At 65.4% G+C, this 19,311-nt stretch carries 19 protein-coding genes; 2 read left to right on the forward strand and 17 right to left on the reverse strand.

The genetic code is table 11. The features are described from left to right. Nucleotides 1-9: 9 nt before the first annotated feature. The 13 genes from ACH196_RS02930 to ACH196_RS02990 all read right to left on the reverse strand — a co-directional run bounded on the left by ACH196_RS02930 (nt 10) and on the right by ACH196_RS02990 (nt 13,737). Nucleotides 10-1,170 (reverse strand): acyl-CoA dehydrogenase family protein, encoded by a 1,161-nt coding sequence (locus ACH196_RS02930; RefSeq protein ID WP_396644797.1) that lies wholly within the window; start codon nt 1,168-1,170, stop codon nt 10-12. Beyond that, nucleotides 1,163-1,918, reverse strand: a complete 756-nt coding sequence (locus ACH196_RS02935) for an SDR family NAD(P)-dependent oxidoreductase (protein WP_396644799.1) — start codon at nt 1,916-1,918, stop codon at nt 1,163-1,165. Before ACH196_RS02935 ends, ACH196_RS02930 begins: the two co-directional genes overlap by 8 nt. 435 nt (nt 1,919-2,353) lie before the next feature. Then, on the reverse strand, nt 2,354-3,910 hold the full coding sequence (locus ACH196_RS02940) for a long-chain-fatty-acid--CoA ligase (protein WP_396644800.1): 1,557 nt from the start codon (nt 3,908-3,910) through the stop codon (nt 2,354-2,356). Between the two features lie 25 nt (nt 3,911-3,935). Further along, a complete protein-coding gene (locus ACH196_RS02945) occupies nt 3,936-5,099 on the reverse strand; it encodes an acyl-CoA dehydrogenase family protein (RefSeq protein ID WP_396644802.1) in 1,164 nt (387 codons plus the stop codon). Between the two features lie 34 nt (nt 5,100-5,133). Continuing rightward, entirely contained in the window at nt 5,134-5,934 is an 801-nt protein-coding gene (locus tag ACH196_RS02950; RefSeq protein WP_396644804.1) for an enoyl-CoA hydratase/isomerase family protein, read from the reverse strand. A gap of 99 nt (nt 5,935-6,033) precedes the next feature. Further along, on the reverse strand, nt 6,034-8,130 hold the full coding sequence (locus ACH196_RS02955; protein WP_396644805.1) for an acetate--CoA ligase family protein: 2,097 nt from the start codon (nt 8,128-8,130) through the stop codon (nt 6,034-6,036). A 185-nt stretch (nt 8,131-8,315) separates the two neighbouring features. Next, nucleotides 8,316-9,551: an acyl-CoA dehydrogenase family protein gene (locus tag ACH196_RS02960; protein WP_396644807.1), complete on the reverse strand. Its 1,236-nt coding sequence runs from the start codon at nt 9,549-9,551 to the stop codon at nt 8,316-8,318. 1 nt (nt 9,552) lies between these two features. Continuing rightward, on the reverse strand, nt 9,553-9,969 hold the full coding sequence (locus ACH196_RS02965) for a Zn-ribbon domain-containing OB-fold protein (RefSeq protein WP_396644808.1): 417 nt from the start codon (nt 9,967-9,969) through the stop codon (nt 9,553-9,555). Nucleotides 9,970-9,980: 11 nt separating this feature from the next. Then, nucleotides 9,981-11,147 (reverse strand): acetyl-CoA acetyltransferase, encoded by a 1,167-nt coding sequence (locus ACH196_RS02970; protein ID WP_396644810.1) that lies wholly within the window; start codon nt 11,145-11,147, stop codon nt 9,981-9,983. Nucleotide 11,148: 1 nt separating this feature from the next. Beyond that, complete coding sequence (locus ACH196_RS02975) at nt 11,149-11,577, reverse strand: MaoC family dehydratase (protein ID WP_396644812.1); 429 nt, start codon at nt 11,575-11,577, stop codon at nt 11,149-11,151. Continuing rightward, on the reverse strand, nt 11,574-11,987 hold the full coding sequence (locus ACH196_RS02980) for a hypothetical protein (RefSeq protein WP_396644814.1): 414 nt from the start codon (nt 11,985-11,987) through the stop codon (nt 11,574-11,576). The genes ACH196_RS02975 and ACH196_RS02980 overlap by 4 nt, the downstream gene beginning before the upstream one ends. Nucleotides 11,988-11,990: 3 nt before the next feature. Then, nucleotides 11,991-12,902 carry an SDR family oxidoreductase gene (locus ACH196_RS02985; protein ID WP_396645023.1) on the reverse strand — a complete coding sequence of 304 codons (912 nt, stop codon included), beginning with the start codon at nt 12,900-12,902 and terminating at the stop codon, nt 11,991-11,993. Nucleotides 12,903-12,981: 79 nt separating this feature from the next. Next, complete coding sequence (locus tag ACH196_RS02990) at nt 12,982-13,737, reverse strand: SDR family NAD(P)-dependent oxidoreductase (protein WP_396644816.1); 756 nt, start codon at nt 13,735-13,737, stop codon at nt 12,982-12,984. 325 nt (nt 13,738-14,062) lie between these two features. Between ACH196_RS02990 and ACH196_RS02995 the strand changes: the two genes are divergently transcribed. Beyond that, nucleotides 14,063-14,941, forward strand: a complete 879-nt coding sequence (locus ACH196_RS02995) for an NmrA family NAD(P)-binding protein (protein WP_396644818.1) — start codon at nt 14,063-14,065, stop codon at nt 14,939-14,941. A 38-nt stretch (nt 14,942-14,979) separates the two neighbouring features. Here the strand turns inward: ACH196_RS02995 and ACH196_RS03000 are convergent, their stop codons facing one another. Further along, nucleotides 14,980-16,116 (reverse strand): acyl-CoA dehydrogenase family protein, encoded by a 1,137-nt coding sequence (locus ACH196_RS03000; RefSeq protein ID WP_396644819.1) that lies wholly within the window; start codon nt 16,114-16,116, stop codon nt 14,980-14,982. Between the two features lie 131 nt (nt 16,117-16,247). Between ACH196_RS03000 and ACH196_RS03005 the strand changes: the two genes are divergently transcribed. Next, the gene (locus ACH196_RS03005) at nt 16,248-16,559 is read left to right on the forward strand and encodes an NIPSNAP family protein (protein ID WP_396644821.1); all 312 of its coding nucleotides are present in this window, start codon (nt 16,248-16,250) and stop codon (nt 16,557-16,559) included. Nucleotides 16,560-16,590: 31 nt separating this feature from the next. Here ACH196_RS03005 and ACH196_RS03010 read toward each other — a convergent pair whose 3' ends face one another. From ACH196_RS03010 to ACH196_RS03020, 3 genes are all read right to left on the reverse strand, one after another. Then, nucleotides 16,591-17,814, reverse strand: coding sequence for a CaiB/BaiF CoA transferase family protein (locus tag ACH196_RS03010; protein ID WP_396644823.1), 1,224 nt, complete (start codon nt 17,812-17,814; stop codon nt 16,591-16,593). Between the two features lie 76 nt (nt 17,815-17,890). Further along, nucleotides 17,891-18,634, reverse strand: a complete 744-nt coding sequence (locus ACH196_RS03015) for an SDR family NAD(P)-dependent oxidoreductase (RefSeq protein ID WP_396644824.1) — start codon at nt 18,632-18,634, stop codon at nt 17,891-17,893. Nucleotides 18,635-18,723: 89 nt separating this feature from the next. Beyond that, a complete protein-coding gene (locus ACH196_RS03020) occupies nt 18,724-19,092 on the reverse strand; it encodes a cupin domain-containing protein (RefSeq protein WP_396644826.1) in 369 nt (122 codons plus the stop codon). Nucleotides 19,093-19,311: the final 219 nt, after the last annotated feature.

Consider the following 19,311-nt stretch of genomic DNA (forward strand, 5'->3'; position numbering starts at 1 on the left):
CCGAGAAATTCAGTCCCGCCCGAGGATGTGATCGGAGATGATGCGCATCTGGATCTCGGACGTGCCCTCGAAAATCTTGGTCAGCCGCGCGTCGCGCCAGTGGCGCTCGACCTGGTTCAGCGTCGTGTAGCCGCCGCCGCCAAAAATCTGCAGCGCCTCGCTGGTGACCCGCTCCGACATTTCGGAGGCGAACAGTTTTACCATCGACGCCTCTTTGTCGCAGCGCACGCCCTGGTCGATCTTTTCGCACACCGCGTACATCAGCGCGCGCGCCGCCTCGATCTCGGTCGCCATGGTGGCGATCTTGAAGCGGATGGCCTGAAACGACGAGATCGCCTTGCCGAACTGGCGGCGCTGCTGCGCATAGGCCACGGCGTCGTCGAGACCGGCTTGCGCGAGGCCGATGGAGCGCGCCGCCGTATGGGCGCGCGCCGTCTCCAGCCCGGCGGTGGCGAGATAAAAGCCCCTGCCCTCCTCGCCGATCAGGTTCTGCGCCGGCACGCGGCACTTGTCGAAGGCGAGTTCCCAGGTGGTCCAGCCGAAATAGCCGATCTTCGGGATCGGATTGCCGGAGACGCCTTCGGGCAGCCTGCCACGCGGCTTTTCCACCATGAAGGCGGAAATGCCCTTGTGGCGCGCCTTCGGGTCGGCCGCCTGTTCGGTGCGGGCGAACACCATGATGAAGTCGGCGCCGTCGGCAAAGGTGCACCAGTATTTGTTGCCGGTGATCTCCCATTCGTCGCCAACACGCTTGGCGCGGCAGGAGATGTTGGCGACGTCCGAACCGGCATCCGGCTCGGACAGCGAGAAGGCGCCGAGGAACTCGCCCTTCGCCATGCGCGGCAGGTAGATTTTCTTCTGCTCGGGCGTCATCGCCTTCAGGGAGCCGATCAGTGCGTTGCCGCGCGCGATCAGCGAGGCGACGCTCATCCAGCCCTGCGCCAGTTCCTCCGCGACCAGGCAGTATTCGAAGGCGCCGAGGCCAAGCCCGCCATATTCCTCGGGGATCAGGATGCCGAAATAGCCAAGTTCTGCCATCTGTTCGATGAGGCCGCGCGGAATCTCGCCCTTGACCGGATCGAGCCTGTCGGCCGTAGGCCGCACCACGGCGCGCGTGAACTCGCACGCCGAATGCTGGATCAGGCGGCGTTCCTCGGAGAGTTCAGGCATAGGGCGATTCCTCCGGCGGGAGCTGGCCCTGGCCGAGCGAACGCCCGCCGTCGACGATCAGCACCTGTCCCGTGATGTAGCGGTTTTCGGGGGAGGCGAGAAAGGAAACCGCGCGCGCAATGTCTTCCGGCTGGCCGATGCGGCCGAGCAGTTGCAGCGACAGCATCAGTTTCTGCCGCTCCGGCGTCATGTAATGCAGCATGTCCGTGTCGACGACACCGGGCGCGACGGCGTTGACGCGGATGTCGCGCGGCGACAGGTCGATCGCCATGGCGCGGGTCAGGCCGACCACGGCGGTCTTGGAGGCCACGTAGTGCGCCATCTGCGGCGCGCCGGCGAAGGAGCGCGAGGCGATATTGACGATCCGCCCGCCGTTGCGCATGCGCCGGGCGCCTTCCTGCGCGACGATGAAGGTGCCGACCGCGTTGATGTCGAAGGCCTCGCGAAAATGCTCTTCGGTCAGTTCCTCGAAATGGAATGTGCCGGTGATCGCCGCGTTGTTGACGATGACGTCGAGCGGCGCGAAACGCTCCATGACCGCGGCGATGGCGACGCGGTCACGGATGTCGACAACCTCCGAATCGATGCGCGCCCCCGCCGCCCGCAACCCATCGGCCACGTCGTGGACGGCCTCCAGCCGGTCGAGCGCGACGACGTGGTATCCATCGTCGACCAGACGCTCGACAATGCCGCGGCCGATGCCCTTGGCCGCTCCCGTGACGATCGCCGTGCCAAGGCCGTTAGTCATTGCACCACTCCCGGCAAACGCACGATGTCCGGAATGCCAGCGGCGCCACGCCATACGACGAGCGCATCGCGCGGCTCTCGCGGCCAGCCGTCGAGGAGCGGCGGGGCCTGGTAGCAGCGGGGCAATCGCGTCTGGAACTTATCCGCTCCCGATCCGGCTTCGCCGGCTCGGTTCGGCACCACCCCCTCTCCGGCCCTTCGGGCCACCTCTCCCCCTGCCCGGGGGAGAGGATAGCCGGCCGTGGCGTTCGCGCCAGTCGTCGACGCTGCGATCCTCTCCCCCAGGCAGGGGGAGAGGTGGCCCGAAGGGCCGGTGAGGGGGTGGTGCCTCAGCGTCTCGCCGCAGGCGAGGCGGGGAGGATCACTTGACAGAGCAGGCCCGTATGCGATCGTGCTGCGGCACGCGGCGGGAGAAGATAAGTGAACCGCGTTCATCTCAGTTCGCCTTCACATGCGGCGCGCCATACATCTGGCGCAGCGCGACCTTGTTGATCTTGCCGCTCGGCAGGCGTGGAAGCTCGGTGGTGAAGATCACCGATTTGGGCTTTTTGTAGCTGGCGATCAGCGTCTTGCAGTGCTCGATCAGCTCGGCCTCGGCTGCCGCCTGGCCGGGGTTCAGCACGGCAATGGCGCGCACCGTCTCGCCCCAGTAGTCGTCCTTCACGCCGATCACGGCGACGTCCATGACGGCGGGATGCGCGGCAAGCGCCTCCTCCACCTCGCGCGAATAGATGTTCTCGCCACCGGAGATGATCATGTCCTTCTTGCGGTCGACGAGATAGAGAAAGCCCTGCTCGTCGACGTAGCCGAGGTCGCCGGTGTAGTACCAGCCTTCCTTGAGGGCGGCGATGGTGGCGGCCGAATTGTTCCAGTAGCCGGCCATGCGGCTGGTGGTGTTAATGAGGATTTCGCCGGGTTGTCCGGCAGGCAGGTCGCGGCCTTCGTCGTCGACGATGCGCAATCCCACATTGGGCGCCGCCTGCCCGACCGAGCCGAGACGCTTGATCTCCTCCGGCGTGCCGTCCGGCCTGTGCTGGCGCTTGTGCAGCGTCGTGCCGCCGCCCTCGGTCATGCCGTAGAGCTGCAGGAAGACCGGTCCGAGGAGCCTCAGCCCGCGCTTCAAGAGCGGCACCGGCATGGGAGCGGCGGAATAGCAGACCGTGTGGAGCGAGGAGAGGTCGATCTTTTCGATGCCGGGCACGTTGAGGACGGCCTGCACCATGGTCGGCGCCATATGCGTCATGGTCACCCGCTCGCGCGCGATCGTCTCGACGATATCAGTCGGCTTGAAGTCGTGGTGCAGCACGACGCTGCCGCCGCGGATATGCACGCCGAGTTGCAGGAAACGCGCGCCGACATGGAAGATCGGCATCATCAGTTGCAGCCGGTCGGAGACGATGAGGCCGAGTTCCGTCGCCATCAGGATGGCGATGGCGATCTCCGCGCGGTGGGTGCGCATCACGCCTTTCGGCCGTCCCGTCGTCCCCGATGTGTAGATCAGGTGCATGATCTCGTCGGGCAGCGGCCGGGTCGGCGCGCCGGCCGGATCGCCGGCCGCGACAAACGCCTCGTAGTCCTCCGCCCATTCAGGCACCGGCCCGCCGAAGCACAGAAAAAACTCGACGAACCCCAGCTTGTCGCGGATGTGCTCGACGCTGGCGGCATATTGCGCCTCGAAGATCAGCACCCGAGGGGTCGAGTCGCCGAGGATGTAGGAAATTTCCGGCGGCGCCAGCCGCCAGTTGACGGTCGCCGCGATGAAGCCAGCCAGTTCGCAGGCCGCGTAGGCTTCCATGAACTCGATGGTGTTCTGGGAGAGGATCGACACGCGGTCCTGGCGGCGGATGCCGCGGCTCCACAGCGCCGAGGCCAGCCTGTTGCCGCGCTCGAGCTGTCGCGCGAAGGTCACGACCCGTCCGTGATAGGAGTAGGCGGTCTCGTCCGGAAACTTGTACGCATTGTTGCGCAGGACGTCGCCAAGCGTTTCGATCATCCCAGTCCCTCCGCCGGCCGGCGCGTCACGCCTTGGGCAGGCCCATGCGGTTCGCGATGTTGTTCTTCTGGATCGCCGTCGAGCCGCCGATGATCGGCATCAAGAGCATGTCGCGCACGTGACGCTCCATGTCAAAACCCTTGGCGTAGCCATAGGCGCCCATCACCTTCTGGCAGGTCAGCACGATGTCCAGCCCAGTCTCGCAGACATACATCTTTGCCATCGAGGTCTCCGCCGAGCAGGGCAGGTTGTTGTCCGCCAGCCAGCAGCCCCGGTAAAGCATCAGCCGCGCGGCGGCGAGTTTTGTCTGCGCATCGGCCAGCATGTGGCGGATCGACTGGTGGGAGCAGATACGCTTGCCGAACTGGCTGCGGGTCTGGGAGTATTCCCAGGCGTCGTCGACGGCCTGTGCGGCGATGCCCAGCGCCATGGCGGCGACCTCGAGTTTCTCCACTTCCAGCGCCGGGCCGGCGAGTTTCGACCAGCCCTGGTTCCAGCCTTCTTCGCCGCCGACCACGTCCTCGATCGGGATCTCGACATTGTCGAGCGTCACGTCGTTGGTGTTGAGGCCGCGCGCGCCGAGCGCCGGGATGTGCGTCAGCGTGACCCCTTTTGCGGTCGGCGGGATCAGCACGATGGAAAGGTTCTTGTAGCGGGCGCCGGGCTCGCCGGAGCGTACCAGCGCGTAGATGTAGTCGGCGTTCTCCGCTCCCGAGCACCAGCGCTTGTAGCCGTTGACGATCACCCTATCGCCGTGGCGCTCGGCACGGGTCTTGACGCTGGCGAGATCGGAGCCGACGTCCGGCTCCGACAGGCCGTAGGCGAACAGCAGCTCGCCGTTGGCGAGCTTCGGCAACAGGCGCTGCTTCTGCTCCTCGCTGCCGGAGGCCAAAATGTTCATCGACCCGTAGCAGGAATTCATCAGGTAGAGCGTGGCGATCACCATGGAGCGGCGCGACAGCTCCTCCACGGTCACCATGGTGGCGAGGATGTCGCGGCCCGAGCCGCCATACTCTTCCGGAATGGTCATGCCGCAGACGCCGAGCTCGGTGATCGGCCCCATCAGCGAACGCGGAACCTTGTCCTCCTCGTCCCACCTGGCCATCATCTCGCGGCTGGCGTGGCGCTCCAGCATCCGGCGGATGCTGTCGCGCAGCATGGCTACGTGCTCGGGCTCGCCGAAATCCATCCTCTGCCTCCCTGCCGCCTGTGCCTCCCGCGCCTCAGAGTCCGGTGAATTTCGGCTTGCGCTTCTCCGAGAAGGCGTTGATCGCCTCCAGATGGTCCTGGCTGCGGTTGGTCAGCGCCTCGTAGGCCATGCAGGTATCCATCATGGTGTGGGCAAGCTGCTTCAAACCGATGTTGATGGCGGTCTTGGTATATTTGATCGACTTCATCGCGCCCGAGCCGATCTTCTTGGCGAAGGCGTCGACTTTTGCGTCGAGTTCGCCGGCGGGGACGGCGTAGTTGATGAGTCCCATCGCCTCGGCATCCTTGGCCGCGATGAGGTCACCGGTCAAAAGATATTCCTTGGCCCTGGCATAACCGATCGCCTGCGGCCAGATCACCGCGCCGCCGTCTCCCGCCGCAAGGCCCACCTTGACATGGGGATCGCCGAAGCGGGCGTGATCGGCCGCGAAGATGATGTCGCAGAACAGCGCCATCGTCGCGCCGAGGCCGACGGCGTCGCCGTTCACCTTGGCGATGATGATCTTCTCGCAGTCGAGGATGCCGAAGACGACCTTCTTCGCCTCATTGATCGAGCGGTCGAACATCTCGGTGTCCTCGTACATCATCTTCATGCCGACGATGTCGCCGCCGGCCGAGAAGGCGCGGCCGGCGCCGGTGAAGATGACCACGTCGATGGAGTGGTCCATGCCGAGATCGTAGAAGATGCGCGAGCTTTCCTCGTGCATGTCCCAGGTCATGGCGTTGAGCTGGTCGGGCCGGTTCATCGTCACCGTCATGGTGCGGCCCTGCTTGTCGAACAGGAAATATTTGTAGCCCGAATAATCGACGTCCATGCGTGTCCTCCCGTGTGCCGCGGTTGCAGCGCCACATTTTCTAACGATAGTTCGAAAATTTTTCGAACTCAAGCGCAAACCGACCCACCGAAGCCTGGGTCATCGATTCGCACGGCAAGGTACAACCAATGCATCCAGCGCCACCACGCCCTCGCCCGCCGGCAGAACGACGACCGGGTTGAGGTCGATCGTCTCCACATCGTCGCGATGCGCCGCCGCGAACTCGGAGACGCTGACGAGCAGGTCCGCCAGCGCGTCCACGTCGGACGGCGGCGCGCCGCGCACGCCGTCGAGCATGGCCCGCCCCCTGATCTCGCCGATCATCCGCAGCGCCTCATCGCGCCCGAACGGCGCGAGCCGGAAAGTGACGTCCTTCAGCACCTCGACATGCACGCCGCCGAGGCCGAACATCACCGCCGGGCCGAACACCGGGTCGCGCGACACGCCGACGATCACTTCGACGCCCCTCTTCGCCATCGGCGCGACCAGGACGCCCTCGATCTTGGCATCCGGGCGATGTTTCGCCGCGCGATCCATGAGCGTGGCAAAGCCGGCCTCCACGTTGTTCCTGTCGCCGATGCCGACGAGCACGCCGCCGATCTCGGTCTTGTGCTCGATGTCGGGCGACACGATCTTCAGCACCACCGGATAGCCGATGGCATCGGCGGCGTCGCCGGCGGAGCGGGCGTCCCCCGCCAGCCGCTCGTCGAGGAAGGGAATGCCGGCCTTGCCGAGCAGCGCCTTCGCCGCATGCTCGGACAGCGGTTCGTGCCCGACCGGGACAGCGGCCGCGATGGAAGGCGGCGTCTCGGCGCGATCGAAGGCCTGGCTGAAGCGGGCAAGCGCGGCGAGCGCGGCGACGGCGCGGTCCGCGTCTTCGAAGACGAGAAAACCCGCCCGCTCGTATTCCCTGACGACTTCGGCGTCGGCCACCATTTCCAGCGCGATCAGCCGGTCGGGAAAACGCTCGCAGCCCTTGGCGATGGCGTTGCGCAACGGGCCGGACAGCGTGCGCGTATTGGGCACGGTGGAGAAGAAGCCCAGCAGCGCGTCGTAGCCGCCCTGGTCGAGGATGACTTCCATGTTCCTGGCCAGCAGGCCCATGTCGTTCAGCGCCTGCGCCGTCGTGTCGACGGGGTTGACGACGGTGGCGAAGGGCAGCAGCGCCTTCAGCGTCGCTTGCGCGGCTTCCGGCATCGGCGCCACGTCCATGCCGTAGCGCTCAGCGGCGTCCGAGATCAGCACGCCGGCCCCGCCGGACAGCGTGACTACGCCGAGCTTGTTGCCTCGGGGAAAAATGCCGCGCGCGCAGGCATAGGCGACGTCGATCTGCTCCTCGGTGGTCGCCGCACGATGCACGCCGTACTGGCGAAACAGCGCGTCGTAGATGGCGTCGGAGCCGGCCAGCGACGCCGTGTGCGAGGAAGCCGCCTTGGCGCCGACCTCGGAACGTCCGACCTTCATCATGATCACCGGCTTGCGCGCGGCCTGCGCCAGCGCCAGGGCGCGGCGGAAGCGCCCGCCGTCGCGCACGCCCTCGACATAGGCCATGATGACCTTGATGTCGTCCTGCGCCGCCATCCATTCGAGGCTCTCGGCGACGTCGACATCGGCCTCGTTGCCGGTGGTGATCCAGTAGTTGATGCCGATGCCGCGCTGGCGGGCGAGATAGGCGATGTGCGAGCCGTAGGCGCCCGACTGGCTGATGATGCCGAGCGGTCCGGGTCCGGGCATCTCCTTGTCGAGCGACTGGGTGAAGGTGCCGAAGAAGCCGATCCGCGGATTGAAGATGCCGAGGCAGTTGGGACCGAGCAGCCGAAGACCGCCAGCGCGCGCGATGTCGGCGATGCGTTTCTGGATGGCGAGCCCGTCCTCGCCGCTCTCGGCATAACCGGCCGAAAAAATGATCGCGCCCTTGACGCCCTTTTCCACGCATTCGCGCACCGACTGCTCGGTTAGCGATGCCGGCACCGCGAGCAGCGCCACGTCGGGCGTTTCCGGCACGTCGGCCAGCGCCTTGTACGCCTTCAACCCCTGAACGGTGTTGCGGTTCGGGTTGACCGGATAGATCGGCCCATTGAAGCCGCCTTCGATGAGGTAGCGCACCGGACGGCCCGAAATGCGCGTCGGGTCGTCGGAAGCACCGAGGATGGCGACCGAGCGGGGGCGGAACAGGGCGTCTAGAGCAGTTTGCATTCAGGTTGACTCATTCTGCCGGCGGCGGATTGGGCCAAGGTCGAGGGCTTCGTCGAAGGCTGGGCTGGTGGCCCGGACAAGACGAAGCCCGAAGGATTTGGCCCAAACCGGCCCGGCAGAATGGGTCAACCTGAATGCAAACTGCTCTGGGCTGGCGGAAGGCGTGACGTGTTTCATGGGCTTGCTCAGAAGTTTACGCCGTTCGCCAGCAGGTCGCGGGCGATGGTGCGCCGCTGGATCTCGCTGGTACCGTCGGGAATGCGCATGGAGCGGGTGAAGCGGTAGCCGGCTTCAAGCCTGAGCTCGTTGGTCAGGCCCATGCCGCCATGCACCTGCATGCAGCGGTCGAAGACACGGTTGGCGGCCTCGGTGCAATGCAGCTTCACCATCGACGTCTCGGCCAGCGCCTTGTCGCCCCGCTCGAGTTTTTGCGCGCAGTCGACCAGCATGGTCTCGGCTGCGTAGATGTCGGCGGCGCTGTCGGCGAGCAGGATCTGAACCGCCTGATGGTCGCCGATGACGCTGCCGAAAGTCTTTCGCACCTTGGCGTATTCGACGGCCTGGACCAGCGCCCACCGCGCCATGCCGATGCAGGTGGCGGACAGGCCGAGCCGGCCGGTGTTGACGCCGCGCATCGCTACCTTCAGTCCCTGGTCGATAGCGCCAAGCCGATGGCTGTCGGGCACGCGCAGGCGATCGAACGACAGGATGCCGATCTCGGCGCCGAGTTGGCCCATGATCGGAATGGTCGAGACCACATTGAAGCCCGGCCATTTCGTGTCGACGAAGAAGCCGGTGATTCCGCCCTTGCGCTTCGTGGCAAGGTCCGGATCGGTGACCGCGAAGATCATCGCATAGTCGGCATACGGGCCGTTGGTGATCCACTGCTTGGAGCCAGTGATCACCCAGTCGTCGCCGTCCCTCACCGCCCGCGTCTTCATCGCGAACACGTCCGAGCCCGCATCGGGTTCCGACAGGCCGAAGCACAGCGTCCTGTCACCTGAGCCGAGCAGTGGCAGATATTGGTCGCGCAGCGAGGGATCGAGGAAGGTCAGCACCGGCGACAGGCCGTTGGTGAAGGGCGACGGAATGACCACGGGATGGACAAGCGTCCGTCCCGGCCCACAATGCGTGGACAGCAGCCCGTTCAGATAGACCGCGGCGAGCGGCCCCAGCCCGCCGCCGCCGAGTTCCTCGGGACCGAACATGGTGTAGAATCCGGCCTCGGCCGACTTCATCCGCACCCGGCGTTTCAGCGCCTCGACCTCGGGCGTGAAGCGGCCGTTCTCGTCGAAGATGGTGCGGTCCGAGGACAACAGCGCCTTGTTGGCCGCCTCGATCGGCGCGACCTCCTGGTCGACGAAGCGGAGCAGGCTTTCGCCGATCCGGACGATCTCCTCGGGGATGAGCGCGGTGTTCATCTCATTCCTTGTCGAGCGTGAACTTCGGCAGCGTCAGTTCGGCCGTCACGTCGTCGAACCGCACCGTGACGCGGTCGCCGATGCGCACCTGCTCGACATCCCCGGTGACGATGTTGGTCAGCATACGCGGACCTTCGTCGAGCGCGATCATGGCGATGACATAGGGCACGTCGGCGGCGAAGACCGGACCGGCGGGCTTGCGCGCGATGGTGTAGGAATAGATCTCGCCCTTGCCGCTGACATCGGTCCAGTCCAACTCGGCCGAATGGCAATGTGGACAGAGTTCGCGCGGGTAGAAATGATGTTTTCCGCAGGAACGGCAGCGCGGGATCGACAGCCGGTGTGCGCGCGCGGCATCCCAAAATGGTTTTGTGCCGGGATCGATGACCGGCTGCGGCTTCTCGTAGGCTTCGCTCATCGCACTTCGCCTCAGTTGTTCGACAGGATGACGGTGGCGCCCGACGACAGCGTGCCGCCGGTGCCGTGGACAAGCGCCGTCGCGACATCGGCGACCTGCCGTTCATCAGCCTCGCCGCGCAACTGGCGGACCGCCTCGACCAGCAGGAAGATGCCGTACATGCCGGGATGGCAATAGGAGAGCCCGCCGCCATTGGTGTTGAGCGGAAAAACGCCGCCCGGCGCGGTGCGCTGGCCGGATACAAACGGACCGCCCTCCCCTGGCTTGCAGAATCCCAGCGCCTCCAGTGTCATCAGCACGGTGATCGTGAAGGAATCGTAGCACTCGACGAGATCGATCGCGTCGTGGCCGACACCGGCAATCTCGAATGCGCGCTTCGACGCCATCTCGGCGGCGGTGAGGCGCGCGAGGTCGGGCATGGCGCCGATCGACCAGTGGGTATGCGCCTCGCCGTAGCCGCGGATGTGGATCGCCTTGGCGCCGTGCGCCCTGGCATTGTCGGCCGTGGTCATCACCACCGCGCCGGCGCCGTCAGTCACCAGGCAGCAGTCGAGCAGCTTGAGCGGGTCGGAGATCCTTGTCGAGTTCATCACGTCGTCGATGCCGATCCGGTCGCGCATCGTGGCGGCCGGGTTGAGGCTCGCCCATTTGCGCGTCGCGACCGCGATCTCGGCGAGTTGCTCCTCGGTGGTGCCAAACTCGTGCATGTGGCGGCGCGCGGCCAGCGCATAACCTCCGACAGGCTGCGGAATGCCCCAGACATTCTCGAACTGCATGGTCAGCACCGGCGGCCGCCCGCCCAGCGTACGGCTGCGCTCGCTCTTCTGCGTCGACCCGTAGACGATAAGGGCAACGTCGCAATAGCCTTTTTCGATGGCCATTGCGGCGTGCGCCACATGGGCTTCGAAGGCCGAACCGCCTATATTGGTATTGTCGGCGAAACGTGGAAAAATGCCGAGATATTCGCCGAGCGTCACCGAGGGCAGTTGCCCTGGCCCCGGCACCCCCCAGAGGCCTGCCACCAGGAGACCGTCGACGTAGCGCATCGGAATGCGCGCATCGTCAAGCGCGGCCTTCGCGGCGCGCGCCTGCACCTGCAGCACGGAGCCGCCGCCCACCACCTTGCCGTCCTTGAGGGGCACGTCGCCCACCCCGACGATCACCGCTTCGCGCGCCATGTCAGTTCCCTAGATTCTTGATCGGCTGGATCGCATGCCCGGCGAGGATCTGCCGCCCGCCGGCGCTCACAAGCAGCTTGACGCGCGCGCACTCGGTCCCGTCGCGTACGACCATCTCCTCGACGAGGCCGGTCACCTCCAGCATGTCGCCGGCAAACACCGGCGCGACGAACGCGACGTCGATTTCTCCCGTCTCGTCGAACGCGCCGCCGCTCCAGTCGTTCAGCATCTCGGCAACATAGGCGAGCGTCATCAGGCCATGCGCGATGGTGCGGCCGAAGGGACCTGTGCTGGCATAGTCCGGATCGACATGGATCGGGTTGAAGTCGCCCGACGCCTCGGCATAGGCGTCGATCGCCTTCTGATCGACATGACGGGTGAGAACCGGGAGCCGATCGCCGTCGGCGCGCATGGCGAGGCTCGCGCTCATTGGTCCCGTCCCCAGATCGAGGTGATGCGCCCGGACGAGACGAGCGAACCGTCTTCGCCACGCGCCTCGAAGTCGGACACCACGTAGGGCCGCTCCTTGCGGATGTATTTTTCGACCACGCTCGCCTGGATCGCCAGTTTCTCGCCAATCTCGACGGCGCGGTGGAAGCGGATCGCCTGCTTGGCATGGATGCCGCCCGGCGGGCTGCGTCGCGCCATCAGAAGGTCGATCAGGTAGACGGAAGCGATCATCGACGGCGCGCGGCGCGGCGTGGCACGATAGGCGGCGCCGTCATTGCCCGTGGCGCGCAGGAACCCATCGACGACGCCCTCCGTCACCGCGAAGGTCAGCGGCTCGGCGGGGAACGCATCCCCGACCGACACCTCGTCGTAGCGGCGGTAGTCGGCCATCAGTCAGACCGGCGTCCAGGAGAACACGTCGCGCGACATCTGCAGCGGGATGAAGGACGTCTTCAGCGTCGGCAGCATGTGGTCGCGCAGCGTCTCCGGGGTCCAACCCTCCGAACGATGCACCGAGCGCAGCGGACGCGGCTGGCTCATCAGAAACACTTCGTTGCCGCGCACCGCGAATATCTGGCCGTTGACGTCCTTCGCGTCGTCGCTGGCCAAAAACACCGCGACCGGGGCGATCTTGTCGGGCGTCAGCATGCGCAAGCCCTTCAGCCGTTCCTCCTGGTCGGGCGTGTTGGGGATCGATCCGACCATCCGGCTCCAGGCGAAAGGCGAAATGCAGTTCGAGCGCACGTTGAACTTCGCCATGTCGAGCGCCAGCGACTTCGACAGGCCGACAATGCCCATCTTGGCCGCCGAATAGTTCGCCTGGCCCGGGTTGCCCACCAGACCGGACGTGGAGGTCATGTGGACGAAGGCGCCGCTCTCCTGCTTGCGGAAATGCTCGGCGGCGGCGCGGCTGACATTGTAGCTGCCGTAGAGATGCACCTTGATGACGGAGTCCCAATCCTCGTCGGTCATCTTGTGGAAGATGACGTCGCGCAGGATGCCGGCATTGTTCACCACGACGTCGATCCTGCCGAAGGTGTCCACCGCCAGCTTGACCATCGCCCTCGCCGCATCCGGATCGGCGACGCTGCCGTAGTCCGCGACCGCCTCGCCGCCGGACGCCTTGATGTCGCGAACGACTTCGTTGGCAGGACCGTCCGTCTCGTCCTTGCCGTCGAGCGACACGCCGGGATCGTTGACCACCAGCCTGGCGCCGTGACTGGCCATCAGCAGCGCCATCTCGCGGCCGATGCCGCGCCCCGCGCCCGTGACCAGCACCACCTTGTTGTCGAGCATTCCCGCCATCTTCGGCACCTTGTCCATGAAATCCTGAAATCGTTCTTTTGCGATCGCGGGCCGGCCTGGTGAGCAGGCCGGCATACGGTCAGATCATCCAGCGTCCGCCGTCGACGACGACCGACTGACCGGTCATGTAGCGGGCATCGTCGCTGGCGAGGAAAGCCGCGGCGGCGGCGATGTCCTCCGGCTCGGCGAAATAGCCGAGCGGGATAGAGGCCCGGATCTTCTCGAGAATGTCCTCGGGTATGCGGTCGACGACCCGCGTCTTGGTGACGCCCGGGCAGACCGCGTTGACGTTGACCTTGAACGGCGCGAGCTCGCGCGCCAGCGAGCGCGTGAAGCCGATCACGCCCATCTTGGCGGCGGCGTATTCGCTGATGCCGATCTCGCCGGCCATGCCGGCATTCGACGCGACGTTGACGATCTTGCCGCGCCCGGCCTCGCGCATCGACGGCACCACCTGGCGCGAGGCGAGAAGCGTTGAGAACAGCGTGACGTCGACGACGAAACGCCAGACCTCGGGGTCCGACTTGTAGAACTCGGAAGCACGTTCGCGCGCGCTCTGGCCGACATTGTTCATCAGCACGTCAACGAAACCGAATTCGTCATAGATCGACTTGAAGGAGGACACGACGAACTCCTCCTTCGTGCAGTCTCCGGCGACGGTGAGCACCTTGGCTCCACCCTTGCGGGCCTCTTCGGCGACTTTTTCCAGCCCGTCGGCCGCGAGATCGAGGATCGCCAGATCAGCACCCTCGGACGCGAAGCGCAGCGCCGAGGCGCGGCCGATCCCGTTTGCAGCGCCGGTGACGACGGCAAGCTTACCTTCCAGACGACGCACGATCCGCATCCTCCTGACTGGCCTCGGGAGCTGCGGAGGCTCCTTCGGACGGGCTTCGACGGCCCTGAAAAACTCTTCCCGGCGGCCGCCCGGCCGCCTCGCGAATAAAAACTAACACCTGTTCGAAAACAGTGCAACGGAAAAGTGTGCGATCGTGATCGGCATGCCCGGCCGCCCCCCGGCCCGGCAGCGCGCCGCCCCTTGCCGGCCCTTCGCCGGGAAAGATGCTTCTGGGCTGGACATGGCGGATACTCCTCCTGTAGAAAACAAACATCTGTTAGAATTCTCTTGCGGTCAAGCAAGGAGGCGCGCAGTGGGAGGCGAGATGCCGAGACGGATCCTGGTGACCGGGGCCACGGGCACGGTGGGCGGCGCGACGATGCGACTGCTCAAGCCGGACGCGGATGCCGGACGGATCGAACTGCTGGGCGCGGCGCGCAGCGCCGAGAGTGCCGAAAGACTGACGCGTCACGGTTTTTCGCCGGTCACCTTCGATTTCGACGCACCTTCGACGATGCGTCCGGCGCTGGAAGGCGTCGACGCGGTCTTTCTGCTGACCGGCTATTCGGTGGACATGCTGGTCCATTCCAAGCGCCTGCTCGACGCGGCGAAGGCGGAAGGTGTCGGGCATATCGTGCATCTCGGCGCGCTGGCGGCCGACGACACGCCCTTCGCCCACTTCGCCTGGCACCAGCTCGTCGAACGGGCGACCGAGGCGATGGGTTTTTCATGGACGCACCTGCGACCCAACTTCTTCATGGACACGGTGTGGAATGGTTTTGTGCAGCGGCCGGACCGCATCGTCCATTTCGTCGGCGGGCGCCGCGTGTCGTGGATATCATCGGACGACATGGCAGCCGTGGCCGCCGAGAGCCTGCGCAACCCTGCCCCGCACGCCGGAAAGACCTACCCGCTCGCCGTCGAGGCGCTGACTTTTGCGGAAGTCGCCGCCATTCTGTCGGAGGTCACTGAAAGGCCGGTGGAATACCGCCCGCGGCCCGCGTCGGACCTGTTTCCGATCATGCAGAAGATGGGCGCCGAGCCGCTCTACGCCGCGAGCCTCGCCGAGGGTGTCGCGGCCACCGAGCGCGGCGAGATGCCGCTGGCCGATGCCGTCTTCGACACGGTGGAGAAGGTGACCGGCCGGCCAGGCATCGGCTGGCGCGAGTTCGCCCTGAAGCGCAAGGCTGAGCTCGCTTCCTAACCGATCCGGCCGGTCGGCCGGCATGCCGGCCAACGCACCTATAGCGTGCGTCCGATCAGCTCCTTCATGATCTCGTTGGTGCCGGCATAGATGCGCTGCACCCGGGCGTCGGCGAAGGCGCGCGTGATCGGGTACTCCCACATGAAGCCGTAGCCGCCATGGAGCTGCAGCAGCGCATCCAGCACCTTGCCTTGCATTTCGCTGGTCCACAGCTTCACCATCGCGGCAGTCGTGGTGTCGAGCTTGTTCTGCAACACTAGTTCCAGGCAGCGGTCGAGAAAAATGCGCCCGACCTGCACCTCGGTCTTCATCTCGGCCAACTGGAAGCGGGTGTTCTGGAAATCGATGACCGATTTGCCGAACGCCTTGCGGTTGCGCGTATAGTCGATCGTCCACTCCAGCGCCGCCTCGCAGCACGACACCGCCTGGATGCCGACATGCATGCGCTCCCACGCCAATTCCTGCATCATATAGGCAAAACCCCTGCCCTCCTCGCCGATAAGGTTCGAGGCCGGCACCCGCACCTCGTTGAAGAAGAGCTCCGATGTATCCTGGGCCTTGGTGCCGAGCTTCTTCAGCCGCCGGCCGCGCTGGAAGCCGGGCCGGTCGGTCTCGACCACGATCAGGCTGATTCCCTTCGCCCCCTGCGCACGGTCGGTCTTGCAGGCGACCAGGAAAAGGTCGGCGGTCTGGCCGTTGGTGATGAAGGTTTTCTGGCCGGAGATGATGTAGTCGTCGCCATCGCGGACCGCCGTGGTGCGGATTGCCTGCAGATCGGACCCGCCGCCGGGCTCGGTCATGGCGATGCCGGCGACGTATTCGCCGGTCGCCATCCCGGGCAGCCAGCGCAGCTTCTGCTCGGGCGTGCCATAGTGATCGATGTAAGGCGCGACGATGTCCGAATGCAGCGGAAAGCCGAGCCCGGTCAGATTAAGGCGCGACTGCTCCTCCATGAGGATGATCGAATAGCGCCGGTCGGCGCCGACCCCGCCCCATTCCTGCGGTATGGCGACGCACAAAAACCCCTGCTCGCCCGCCCGCTTCCATGCCCACCGGGGCACCTCGCCCTTCTCCTCCCATTCCTCGTGATGGGGAGCGAGCTCCTTCTCCATGAAGCGCCTGACGGACTCCCGAAAAATCTCGTGCTCTTCCGAAAACAGCGTCCGCTCGATCATCTTGCGCCTCCCTGCTGAGCGATGGCGAACCGGGGAACGACGTGATTCAAACCGGCACCTTTCGCAATTTCTAACATACGTTTGATTTTCTGCAATGCCGCGATTAGGATGCGCATGACGCGGAGGACAGCATGATCATCGAAAAGCGCACCTACACCTTCCATCCCGGAAAAGTGCAGGAATTCCTGGCCCTGTACGAACGCGAGGGCCTGCCATTGCACACCAAGTACCTGACCATGGTCGGCTATTTCGTGTCCGACATCGGCCCCTTGAACCAGGTCATCACCATGTGGAGCTACGACAGCATGGCCGACCGCGACGACAAGCGCGCAAGGCTCTATGCCGATCCGGAATGGATCGCCTTCGGACCGAAGACGACGCCGCTGATCCAGACGATGGAATCGGCGATCCTCAGGCCGACAAGCTTTTCGCCCATCCGCTGACGGCCGCCCGGCGCAAGCCGCGGACAAAGGCTCAGGCGATGACCTTCGCGGCCCGGAGCGAGGCGATCTCGTCCGCGCCGACGCCCAGGGCGAGCAGCACCGCGTCGGTATGCTCGCCGGTTGTCGGCGCGCGGCGCACGACACCGCCGGGTGTCACGGTCATGCGGATCGGCGTCGACGCGATGGTGACCGGCGCGGACGAGCCGGGATGCTCGACCTCGACCAGCATCTCTCTGACGGCCATATGCGGATCGGCATAGATGTCGGCGGCGGTATTGACCGGACCGAACGGCACGCGGACGCCGAGCGCTTCGGCGATCTCGGCCTTGCTGCGGGTGCGCGTCCACTCCTCGACCAGCGCGACCGCTTCCCGGCGATGCGCCAGGCGGTCGTTGTTGGTGCGGAAGCGCGGATCGCTCGCAAGCTCGGGCCGCCCCATGATCTCCGTCAACTCGGTCCAGAAGGAATCGCGCGGACAGCCGATCGTCACCTGCCCGTCGCGTGCCGGGAAGGTGCCGAACGGGCACAGGATCGGATGCTGGTTGCCTTCGGGAACGGGCGAACGGCCGGTATACGAATATTGATAGACCATCCGCTCGCAGAGCGACACGATGCTGTCATACATGGCTACGTCGACGAACTGCCCCTGCCCTGTGCGGGCGGCGTGATGATATGCCGCCAGGATCCCGAACGCCGCCAGCGCGGCGGGAAAAATGTCGCCGATCCCCGGTCCGATCTTGATCGGCGTCCGCTCGTCCGGCCCGGTGATGCCCATCGCGCCGCCCATCGCCTGGGCGACGACGTCGAAAGCCGGCCGGTCGACATGCGGGCTGGCACCGGTACGCGGATCGCCGAAGCCCCGGATGGACGCATAGACAAGGCGCGGGTTCTCCTTCGCCAGCACCTCGTATCCGAGCCCGAGGCGGTCCATGACGCCTGCTCGAAAATTCTCCACCAGAACGTCGGCGTCCCGCACCAGCCTCAACAGCAGTTTCTTGCCCTCCGGCTTCTTCAGATCCAGGGCAAGGCTGAGCTTGTTGCGGTTGGTGCTCTGGAAATAGCCGCCGAAATGATGCGCGGTGTCGTCGGCCGGAAACGGCCCAAAATGCCGTGTCGGATCGCCATCCACCGGCTCGATCTTGATGACCTCGGCGCCATGGTCGGCAAGCATCATGGTGCAGTACGGCCCGGCGAGCATCTGCGTCAGGTCGATAACCCTGGTGCCGGCGAGCGCCCCCGGTTGGCCTTGCGGCATTCCCATCCTCCTCCGGAACCGACTTCACGCATTTCTAACGAACGTTCGAAAAATTGGCAAGCAAATAGCTTCGCTCTCACTGAGCGGTATATCCTCCGTCGACCAGCAGGTCCGCGCCGGTCATAAAACTCGAATGCGGCGAGGCCAGAAACCACACGGCGTCGGCGATGTCGGCCGGCTTGCCGGTTCGACCGATCGGATGGAGCGGCAGCAGATAGTCTTCCGCCGCCGCTTCCGAGCCGAATAATTCGATCAGCCGGTCGGTGGCGATGCCGCCGGGCGACACCGAATTGACCCGGATGCCAAGCGGCGCCACGTCCAATGCGAGGCTCCGCGTGAAGGCCAGGATGGCGCCCTTCGTCGTCGAATAGGCGACACGGCCTGGGGAGCCGACATGAGCGAAGGTCGATGCCAGGTTGATGATGCGGCCGCCCTTGCGCATCAGCGGCAGAAAGCTGCGCGACACATTGAACGTGCCGGTGATGTTGACCGCTATCGTGCGCTGCCACTCTTCGGGACTGAGTTCGGTGATCGGAACTGCACGCGTCACCGCCGCGGCGTTGTTCACCAGCACGTCCACGGACCCGATCGTGCGGACTATCTCGCCGACGGCTTCGAGGTCGGTGATGTCGCAGTCCAGGCACACGAGCCGGTCCTCGCCAGCGCTCGCTTCCGGATGGACCAGATCGATGGAATAGACGGCCGCGCCGCAAGCCAGGAATTTTTCGACGATCGCCCGCCCAATGCCCCGCCCGCCGCCGGTGACGACGCAGGTTTCCCCATGGAGAGAACCCGTCTCGCCATGCATCCTCTTGTCCATATCTCAGCTCCCTTGAGGCAAAATTTCGAACGGACCGCAGCCCCGCGCTCCCGAGCAAGACGCCGCGCCGCCGAAGCCGCCCGGACGGTTCAATCCTCGAGATTGACGTAGCTCGCCGGATGGAAGCGCGGGACGCACAGGCAGTAGAACTCAAGATCGGTCTCGCCGGTATTTTCGATGCGCTGGGCAGCACCCGCGGGGATCACCGCCTGGTCGCCGGCCTTGAGCTTCTGGCGGATACCGTCGACCTCCAGTGTGCCTTCGCCCTTGCGCAGGATGTAGCGTTCGGAGACGCCGTCGAGACGGTGCAACTGGGTGGTCACGCCGGGCTCGACGCGGGCGAGCGCGAGCGACGCTTCCGGCGACTGGTCGCAATTGTGCAGTTCGGTGATGTAGCAGCGCTCCCCGGTCCAGAACTCCGCCAGATCGTTCCTGGGGATAAAAAACTGCGCCAACATTCCAACCTGCCTGGCCATCTCGACAAATGTGAACCACGTTGACAAGTGTTAGGAAGCGCTTTGATATCTGTCAAAGGCTCTCGCTTCGAGGTCCAGCAGGAGACGGCCGCTCGATACCGGTTTGTCGCCTCAACCAGATGCCGCTATCGTCGTTATGACGGGTTCGCGCCGATGCGGATTCGTCGCTGCGCCGAACGTCTTGCAACGACAGGGGAAAAG

This window comes from Mesorhizobium sp. IMUNJ 23232 (assembly GCF_044326205.1).
Lineage (GTDB): Bacteria > Pseudomonadota > Alphaproteobacteria > Rhizobiales > Rhizobiaceae > Kumtagia.

Bases quoted from the DNA above. Each gene is read 5' to 3' on its own strand.
- ACH196_RS02930 (WP_396644797.1), bottom strand. From the start codon at position 1,170: ATGCCTGAACTCTCCGAGGAACGCCGCCTGATCCAGCATTCGGCGTGC.
- ACH196_RS02935 (WP_396644799.1), bottom strand. From the start codon at position 1,918: ATGACTAACGGCCTTGGCACGGCGATCGTCACGGGAGCGGCCAAGGGC.
- ACH196_RS02940 (WP_396644800.1), bottom strand. From the start codon at position 3,910: ATGATCGAAACGCTTGGCGACGTCCTGCGCAACAATGCGTACAAGTTT.
- ACH196_RS02945 (WP_396644802.1), bottom strand. From the start codon at position 5,099: ATGGATTTCGGCGAGCCCGAGCACGTAGCCATGCTGCGCGACAGCATC.
- ACH196_RS02950 (WP_396644804.1), bottom strand. From the start codon at position 5,934: ATGGACGTCGATTATTCGGGCTACAAATATTTCCTGTTCGACAAGCAG.
- ACH196_RS02955 (WP_396644805.1), bottom strand. From the start codon at position 8,130: ATGCAAACTGCTCTAGACGCCCTGTTCCGCCCCCGCTCGGTCGCCATC.
- ACH196_RS02960 (WP_396644807.1), bottom strand. From the start codon at position 9,551: ATGAACACCGCGCTCATCCCCGAGGAGATCGTCCGGATCGGCGAAAGC.
- ACH196_RS02965 (WP_396644808.1), bottom strand. From the start codon at position 9,969: ATGAGCGAAGCCTACGAGAAGCCGCAGCCGGTCATCGATCCCGGCACA.
- ACH196_RS02970 (WP_396644810.1), bottom strand. From the start codon at position 11,147: ATGGCGCGCGAAGCGGTGATCGTCGGGGTGGGCGACGTGCCCCTCAAG.
- ACH196_RS02975 (WP_396644812.1), bottom strand. From the start codon at position 11,577: ATGAGCGCGAGCCTCGCCATGCGCGCCGACGGCGATCGGCTCCCGGTT.
- ACH196_RS02980 (WP_396644814.1), bottom strand. From the start codon at position 11,987: ATGGCCGACTACCGCCGCTACGACGAGGTGTCGGTCGGGGATGCGTTC.
- ACH196_RS02985 (WP_396645023.1), bottom strand. From the start codon at position 12,902: ATGGCGGGAATGCTCGACAACAAGGTGGTGCTGGTCACGGGCGCGGGG.
- ACH196_RS02995 (WP_396644818.1), top strand. From the start codon at position 14,063: ATGCCGAGACGGATCCTGGTGACCGGGGCCACGGGCACGGTGGGCGGC.
- ACH196_RS03000 (WP_396644819.1), bottom strand. From the start codon at position 16,116: ATGATCGAGCGGACGCTGTTTTCGGAAGAGCACGAGATTTTTCGGGAG.
- ACH196_RS03005 (WP_396644821.1), top strand. From the start codon at position 16,248: ATGATCATCGAAAAGCGCACCTACACCTTCCATCCCGGAAAAGTGCAG.
- ACH196_RS03010 (WP_396644823.1), bottom strand. From the start codon at position 17,814: ATGCCGCAAGGCCAACCGGGGGCGCTCGCCGGCACCAGGGTTATCGAC.
- ACH196_RS03015 (WP_396644824.1), bottom strand. From the start codon at position 18,634: ATGGACAAGAGGATGCATGGCGAGACGGGTTCTCTCCATGGGGAAACC.
- ACH196_RS03020 (WP_396644826.1), bottom strand. From the start codon at position 19,092: ATGTTGGCGCAGTTTTTTATCCCCAGGAACGATCTGGCGGAGTTCTGG.